General features: G+C 61.5%; 7 protein-coding genes. 4 read left to right on the forward strand and 3 right to left on the reverse strand.

Going from position 1 to position 7,272, the window contains the following annotated elements:
* Window positions 1-476 precede the first annotated feature (476 nt).
* The 3 genes from ACFVSJ_RS24195 to ACFVSJ_RS24205 form a co-directional block, all read right to left on the reverse strand.
* Window positions 477-1,961 carry an APC family permease gene (locus tag ACFVSJ_RS24195; RefSeq protein ID WP_387439664.1) on the reverse strand — a complete coding sequence of 495 codons (1,485 nt, stop codon included), beginning with the start codon at window positions 1,959-1,961 and terminating at the stop codon, window positions 477-479.
* 435 nt (window positions 1,962-2,396) lie between these two features.
* A complete protein-coding gene (locus ACFVSJ_RS24200; RefSeq protein ID WP_387439665.1) occupies window positions 2,397-3,104 on the reverse strand; it encodes a cache domain-containing protein in 708 nt (235 codons plus the stop codon).
* A complete protein-coding gene (locus ACFVSJ_RS24205) occupies window positions 3,105-3,863 on the reverse strand; it encodes a FadR/GntR family transcriptional regulator (RefSeq protein ID WP_387439666.1) in 759 nt (252 codons plus the stop codon).
* 269 nt (window positions 3,864-4,132) lie between these two features.
* Between ACFVSJ_RS24205 and hxlB the strand changes: the two genes are divergently transcribed.
* From hxlB to zwf, 4 genes are all read left to right on the forward strand, one after another.
* The gene (hxlB, locus tag ACFVSJ_RS24210) at window positions 4,133-4,735 is read left to right on the forward strand and encodes a 6-phospho-3-hexuloisomerase (RefSeq protein ID WP_387439667.1); all 603 of its coding nucleotides are present in this window, start codon (window positions 4,133-4,135) and stop codon (window positions 4,733-4,735) included.
* Window positions 4,736-4,792: 57 nt separating this feature from the next.
* The gene (hxlA, locus tag ACFVSJ_RS24215) at window positions 4,793-5,416 is read left to right on the forward strand and encodes a 3-hexulose-6-phosphate synthase (RefSeq protein ID WP_387439668.1); all 624 of its coding nucleotides are present in this window, start codon (window positions 4,793-4,795) and stop codon (window positions 5,414-5,416) included.
* A 138-nt stretch (window positions 5,417-5,554) separates the two neighbouring features.
* Window positions 5,555-5,755: a hypothetical protein gene (locus ACFVSJ_RS24220; protein WP_387439669.1), complete on the forward strand. Its 201-nt coding sequence runs from the start codon at window positions 5,555-5,557 to the stop codon at window positions 5,753-5,755.
* Between the two features lie 138 nt (window positions 5,756-5,893).
* Window positions 5,894-7,272 (forward strand): glucose-6-phosphate dehydrogenase (gene zwf, locus ACFVSJ_RS24225; protein WP_387439670.1); only part of this gene is annotated, 1,379 nt, incomplete at its 3' end.

A 7,272-nucleotide genomic window follows, 5' to 3' on the forward strand; every position in this document is an offset into this window, starting at 1 on the left:
CTCCCCGGAAGGTCCATGGACGGAATTTCGAGGTAGGCATTCTCGACCTTGTGGATTGCTCCGGCCTTGCTGAGTGTTCCAAGCAGCGTTTCCATGGGTCTCTCCTTTGGGTGGATTGTGGTTGGAAGTGGTCACAAATCATTCACTTCGATTGCCTTTGCGGCCGAGAGGTGAAATGGGCTGATTGCCCGAAATGGTGCGAAGAGTTGACCCGAATCCCTGAAAGATCAAAGCCCAGGAGAACATTCAATCCAAACAGTTGATGTGATGCGGGTCACTCCTCGGCCCCACAAACAAACCTACTCGGCCTAATACTTCTAGTCCAGACTTTTTTAGAAAATTTCATGACCAGTTTGTAGATTCACTCGGCCATGCCCGGATTGACGCGGATTCCCAGGGTGCAGGAAGGCAAGAAAAAGCGGGCTGGCGGCAGCCTCAGCTGTCCACCAACCCGCTTTGACGGTAATTCGGGGCGCCTAGGGGCGCGCCGCGTCCTCCAGGTCCGCTCCGGGGCGCGCGTCAGGCACGACGGCGGCGCCCGGCACTGCTTTTAGGCGCGCCTCCTGGCGCTGCGAGTAGAACCAGATAGGGATGTAGAGCGCCAGGACGATGAACCCGACCCACGTTGGTGCCCAGCCGATCTCGAGGCTGTTCAGGTACACGACGCCAATCAGGCACAGGGGAAGGTTGAACAGGCCGAACACCATGGCCACGTTCTTCCAGCCCTTGGGAGCCTTGAAGGGCCGGTCCAATCCAGCGAAGGCGGGATGCCTCTTGGCCCGGACGTACGCGAAGAGGCTGATGCCGTTGGCGCAGGTGTAGCCGATGGCCGATGCGGCAACGATCGCGGCGGGATTGCCCATGAAGATAAGCACGAGGTTGAAGGCGCCAATCACCAGCATGGCGACAAAGGGCGTGCCGTTGCGATTGGTCTTGCCGAGGGAGCGCGGGAGGTTGCCCTCGATTGCCATGGAGTGCATGGCCCTGGAAGATCCCAGGTAGGCGGTCTGGATGATCAGCACCATGGCTGCGATCAGCATGAAGATGGTCACCATGGAGCCCACTTCGCCGAAGACGGCATGGGCAACGGGAATCAGCGGCGAAACCGGTTGGTCGAGGACGCCGTCCACGCCCAGGACGCCGATGACGGCGGCTTGCACCAGGACGAAGGAAAAGAAGCAGATCACGCCGCAGGCGAAGAGGGCCTTGGACACATCCTTGGCGGGATTCTTATACTCCGGCCCGTAGATGGCAGCGGTTTCCCAGGCGCAGGCACTCCACTGCGCAATCGCGAAGATGCCGAGGAGGATCAGGATATGGTGCATGTCCCAGGACCAGTCGGTCGGCAGCAGGTTGCCGGTGATATTGCCGAGGTCCACGTGTCCGGTGGCAAACGGCGCCACGGTCAGGACAACGAGCGGGATCAGCGAGAAGGCGGCCAAGACGTACCCGAGCTTGGCGCCGTCCTTGAGTCCAAACCAGTTGACCACAAACAGGCCGCCGAAAATCACCAGGCCGGTCATGAGGGCCATCTGGTTCTCGGTAAATATCTCACCCAGGGCGGGGAAGAGTCCGTGCAGGTAGCTGCCCACCAGGATGGAGAAGATCGCCAGCACCGGAGTCCAGGCGAACCAGTAACTCCAGGCGCTGAAGCCGCCGATCAGCTTGCTCTTGTCGTACTTCCCTTGGTAGTTCTCGGTTCGGAAGACGTGCTGGGCGAAGCCCGGAAGGCCTGAGGCCTTGGGGAACGTGGTGGCCATCTCCGCGTAGGCGGCGTTCTGGAAGAAGCCCTGGATAACCGACAACCCCCAGATCAGGATCGCTCCGGCTGCCAGGTACATGGGCAGGTACCCCAGTGAGGGCAGGATCAGCAGGGGAACTCCCAGCGCGATGGCCAGGCCCTGTTTCCAATCGATGGACCGCTCCAGGCCATCGCCGGCCTCTAATCGCTTTTCACTCATAACAATCTCCCTTGACTGAACTAAGTCGTGCTTTGAGGACCTGCCGTTCACGTCCCTGGCGGGCTGCATCGCCTGATGAGCCTGGTGAGCCTGATGAGGTGCGGCCACGGCCACGATCCTTCCGGCAAAGTCATTGCTAAAACATTCAGATGCGCATCAAAAATGCCTGCGCCAAGCATGGGAAGCTGGCTTGCTGCGTACGGTTGTTGGGTCATCCGCGTTGTGCTTCGGGGCGGGGTTTGGCCTCGACGCCAAGCTTCCTGTGAAGTAAATCACTCCAGAGACTACAGCTTTAAAACCTCAGTTCAACAGCTTTTATTTTTGCGATTTTTATGCATTGGTTTTCTGGGGCAACAGGGTCCGGCACATCATCGGCAACCCAAAATGCCCCTCGCTCCTTGGTACGGCGGAGCGAGGGGCAGTGTGGAAGCGGAGCTAGGTGCTGTAGATCAAGGCCAGGCCCAAGTGCGGAACATCGAGGTTCACCCGGTGCTTTTCCACCGGACCGGCCTTGACCCGGTCGCCAACCAAATACGCGCCTGAATTTCCCAGGATCACGCGGTTGCTGGCGTTGATGAGCGCTGCGTCGCCATGGATGCTGCGGAGATCCGGCATGATGATGGGCTCAAGGTCCTTGATGCGGATGTCGCAGCCCACCACGCCGGCAAAGTTGCCCTGGATGGACCACGGTGCCGTGAACGTCATGATGTATTCCTCGAAGCCGAGGTAATCGATGTAGGGACCCCACAGGGTTTGTTCGCCCGTTGCCGCCGCGGTGGAGAAGAAGGGCAGCTTCTCGTAGTCGTAGTAGCGGTTGCTGCCCGGCGTCAGGTCTGCATCGAGCTTTTCGATGGAGCCCGAGGTGCCGCGGGTCCACCATTCCAGGAGATGCTCGCCACGCTCTACGGACTCGGCCGCAAAGAAAGTTCCCGCACCGACGGCGAAGGAATTCTTCGCCAGGAAGTCCTTCGAGAGCGCCTCCAGCCCCTTCAGTGCTGAACGGTCCGCCTTTGGCCGGGCGCCGAGGTTCCCTTCCACGAGCGAGCCGACGTGGGTGGCGAGTTCCCTGACGCTGGAGGAAACGCTGCTGGTCCATGACGTGAGGGCATTGGCGGCCTGTGCGGCTTCGTCGTCGAGCTTCATCTATGCATCCTGAGTTGATTGGGCATAACCGAGGGTGAGCTTGGTATCGATCAGGTGGAAAATGTTCCGCCTGATGTGTTCCAGCACCAATGCCTGGGCCTTCTCGGGTTGGTCCTGGGCAACAGCCCGGACCAACTCCAAGTGTTCAGCCGTCGCCGTTTCCGGGTCAAATGCTACGGCCAGGGGCGTCCACAGTTGCTGGACGGTCTCCTGCTGCAGCCGGATCTCGGCGTTGGCAAGTCTTGGTGACTGGGCTGCTACAGCCAGTTCCACGTGGAACCGGCTGTCCGCAGAAGCGCGGACTTCGGGGGAGTGGGCAAGGACGAGTGCCCGCGCCAGTTCCTGCAAGCGTTCGAAGTCATGTGCTTCGGCGCGTTCGCAGGCCAAGCGGATGGTTGCCGCGGCAATGGCTGCATGCTCGTCACCGATATCGCGGATTTCCGAGATGGAGGTGGAGAGGAACCAAGTGCGCATTGCGTCGGCCTGGGTCTCGGGCTGCCTGACGACGAACGATCCCCCGCTGCGTCCCCTGCGGGTTTCAACGATTCCGCGTTCGCGCAGTTCATTCAGCGCTTCGCGGAGGGTGGCTCCGCCAACTCCGAACATCTCGGAGAGAGCAGCTTCAGCGGGGAGGCGTTCGCCCACTTTGAGCAGGCCGAGGGAAATGGCCGTGGAGATTCTGTCGACAATCGCATCGGCACGCTCGATCTCCGGCAAGGACCGGTAGATCTGCGATTGGAAGGAAGAAGGCGATGCCAAGGGTCTGCGCTCCGGGGATCGGGTACGAGTTGGCTCCAATACTACAGAGCAGGGTTACTTGAAAGTTTTGATTCAGCCAAGACTTTTTTGCGATCCGTGCCGTGCCGCCCCACGCGGGGGCAGCTGGCTACCCCACCAATCCTTAAGTGTAGGAAGAACCGTCAGAAAACAGTGTTACCCCACCCCTTTTGAGGCGGAAACATAGTTGTCAACCGAAAAGCACTCCGAAGGCCGTAACAGGCCCAGGACCGAATCGAAGGGACAGAATCGTGAATCCGACAGCAAGCGCAACGACGACTGCTACGTATACAACCGCCTCCGACATTGTCCGCAATGTGTCCCTCGTCAGGGACGAAATGCAGGGCGTAGTGGCCAAGATCGACGAGCAGCAGATGGCTCGCCTGGCAAGCCACCTCGCCCACCCTGGCCGGATCTTCGTGGCAGGAGCCGGCCGCAGCGGCCTGGTTCTCCGCATGGCCGGCATGCGACTCATGCACCTGGGCCTCACGGTCCACATTGCGGGTGACACCACCACTCCGGCCATCTCCTCCGGCGACCTGCTGCTGGTGGCTTCCGGATCGGGTACCACCTCCGGCGTGGTCAAGTCCGCCGAAACCGCGGCCAAGGCAGGAGCGCGCATCGCCGCGTTCACCACCAACCCGGACTCCCCGCTCGCCGGCCTGGCCGACGCGCTGGTGATCATCCCGGCCGCCCAGAAGACCGACCACGGCTCCTCGGTGACCCGCCAGTACTCAGGTTCGCTGTTCGAGCAGGCACTCTTCGTTGCCACGGAAGCGATCTTCCAGTCGCTCTGGGACAACGACGCACAGCCGGCTGAAGAGCTGTGGCTGCGTCACGCAAACCTCGAGTAACAGCACCCAAGATCTTCCCATCCATCGCAATACATCAATCACAAAGGAAATAACATCATGAAGCTCCAAGTTGCCATCGACCTCCTGACCACCGAAGCCGCCCTGGAACTGGCCGGCCAGGTTGCCGAATACGTTGACATCATCGAACTCGGTACCCCGCTGATCAAGGCTGAGGGCCTCCCGGTCATCACCGCCGTCAAGAACGCCCACCCGGACAAGATCGTCTTCGCCGACCTCAAGACCATGGACGCTGGCGAACTCGAAGCCGACATCGCCTTCAAGGCCGGCGCTGACCTGGTCACCGTCCTGGGTGCTGCAGACGACTCCACCATTGCCGGTGCCGTCAAGGCTGCCAAAGCCCACAACAAGGGCGTCGTTGTTGACCTCATCGGCATCGAGGACAAGGTCACCCGTGCCAAGGAAGTTCGCGCCTTGGGCGCAAAGTTCGTTGAAATGCACGCTGGCCTGGACGAGCAGGCAAAGCCTGGCTTCGACCTGAACGGCCTGCTGCGCGCCGGTGCCGAAGCCCGCGTTCCGTTCTCCGTTGCCGGTGGCGTCAAGGTTGCCACCATCGCCGACGTCCAGAAGGCCGGTGCTGACGTAGCCGTTGCCGGTGGCGCAATCTACGGTGCAGAGGACCCGGCCCTGGCTGCCAAGGCTCTCCGCGCCGCTATCTCCTAACCATCAGATCGAGTGGTGGCGTCCCGCATTCTGCAGTCCGCGGGACGCCACCTTTTTTCGATCCTCACCCAACCCCACGGATGAGGGGTGGCTTTGGGGGACCCTCATCCCTGAAAGGAATTGGTCACCATGCTTTGTATGGCCGATGAAAAAGTAGAAGTCCTGGTTACGGATCCCTGGCGTCACGACGAGATGCTCGACCACGCAGAAGCCGTACTCCGCCAGAAGCCCCAGCGCTTCGCTGGAATCCTGGTAACGCGCCACCAGCCTGGCCGCTACACCCTCGCCCTGAGCGACTCCGTCCCCTTCGGGGAGACCCGCGAGCAAATTCTCGCGTGACCGTCGGTCCCGACGGTGGGACCCGCCGTCGAAAGTTAGAAGGCAACAATGTCTATTACGTTCGTTGATTCGCCGGTAAGCACAGATTCACCGGCCGCCCGCAGTTCGTCGCCCAAGAACGCCGGTGTGCGGAATCCGTTGCGGGATCCGCGGGATCGTCGCCTGAATCGTATTGCCGGGCCGTCGTCGTTGGTGTTCTTTGGAGTCACCGGTGACCTTGCCCGTAAGAAGCTCATGCCCGCGGTCTATGACCTCGCGAATCGGGGGTTGTTGCCGCCGAGTTTCGCGTTGGTGGGTTTCGGCCGTCGTGAGTGGGACGACGCGGATTTCGCGGCCGAGGTGCGGGAGAACGTGAAGGCCCATGCGCGGACGAAGTTCGATGAGGCGGTGTGGGAGCAGTTGGCTTCTGGTATCCGTTTCGTGACGGGCGAGTTCGATGATGATGACGCGTTCGAGCGGCTCGGGGACGTGTTGGATGAGTTGGACCAGACCCGGGGCACGCGCGGGAACCATGGGTTCTACCTCTCGATCCCGCCGAAGGCGTTCGAGCAGGTGTGCCGGCAGCTCTCCAAGCACGGCTTGGCGCAGGCCAAGCCGGGGCAGTGGCGGCGTGTGGTGATTGAGAAGCCCTTCGGTCATGACCTGGAGTCCGCCCGGCAGCTTAACGACATTGTGGAGTCGGTGTTCCCGCCGGACGCGGTGTTCCGGATTGACCATTACCTGGGCAAGGAAACGGTGCAGAACATCCTCGCGCTGCGTTTCGCGAACCAGTTGTTCGAACCGCTCTGGAACGCGAACTACGTGGACCATGTGCAGATCACCATGGCCGAGGATATCGGCACCGGTGGCCGGGCGGGGTATTACGACGGGGTCGGCGCGGCCCGGGACGTGATCCAGAACCACTTGCTGCAGTTGCTCGCGTTGACCGCGATGGAAGAGCCGATCTCGTTCAACGCCGATGATTTGCGGGCGGAGAAGGAAAAGGTCCTCGCCGCGGTCAAACTCCCGGAGGATTTGTCCACGCACTCGGCGCGGGGCCAGTTCACCGGTGGCTGGCAGGGCGGGGAACAGGTCCTGGGCTACCTGGACGAGGACGGCATCCCCGCCGATTCGAAGACGGAGACGTTCGCGGCGATCCGGGTGGATATCAACACCCGCCGCTGGGCCGGGGTTCCGTTCTACCTGCGGGCCGGGAAGCGGCTTGGCCGGCGGGTCACGGAAATCGCGGTGGTGTTCAAACGCGCCCCGAACCTGCTCTTCCGGGACCATGCCGAGGATGATTTCGGGCAGAACGCCGTGGTGATCAGGGTCCAGCCCGATGAAGGCGCCACGATCCGGTTCGGGTCCAAGGTCCCGGGCACGCAGATGGAAGTCCGGGACGTGACCATGGACTTCGGCTACGGGCACTCCTTCACCGAATCCAGTCCCGAGGCGTATGAGCGGCTGATCCTGGACGTGCTGCTCGGTGAGCCGCCGTTGTTCCCGCGGCATCAGGAAGTGGAGCTGTCCTGGAAAAT

The organism is Paenarthrobacter sp. NPDC058040 (assembly GCF_042885775.1).
Taxonomy (GTDB): domain Bacteria; phylum Actinomycetota; class Actinomycetes; order Actinomycetales; family Micrococcaceae; genus Arthrobacter.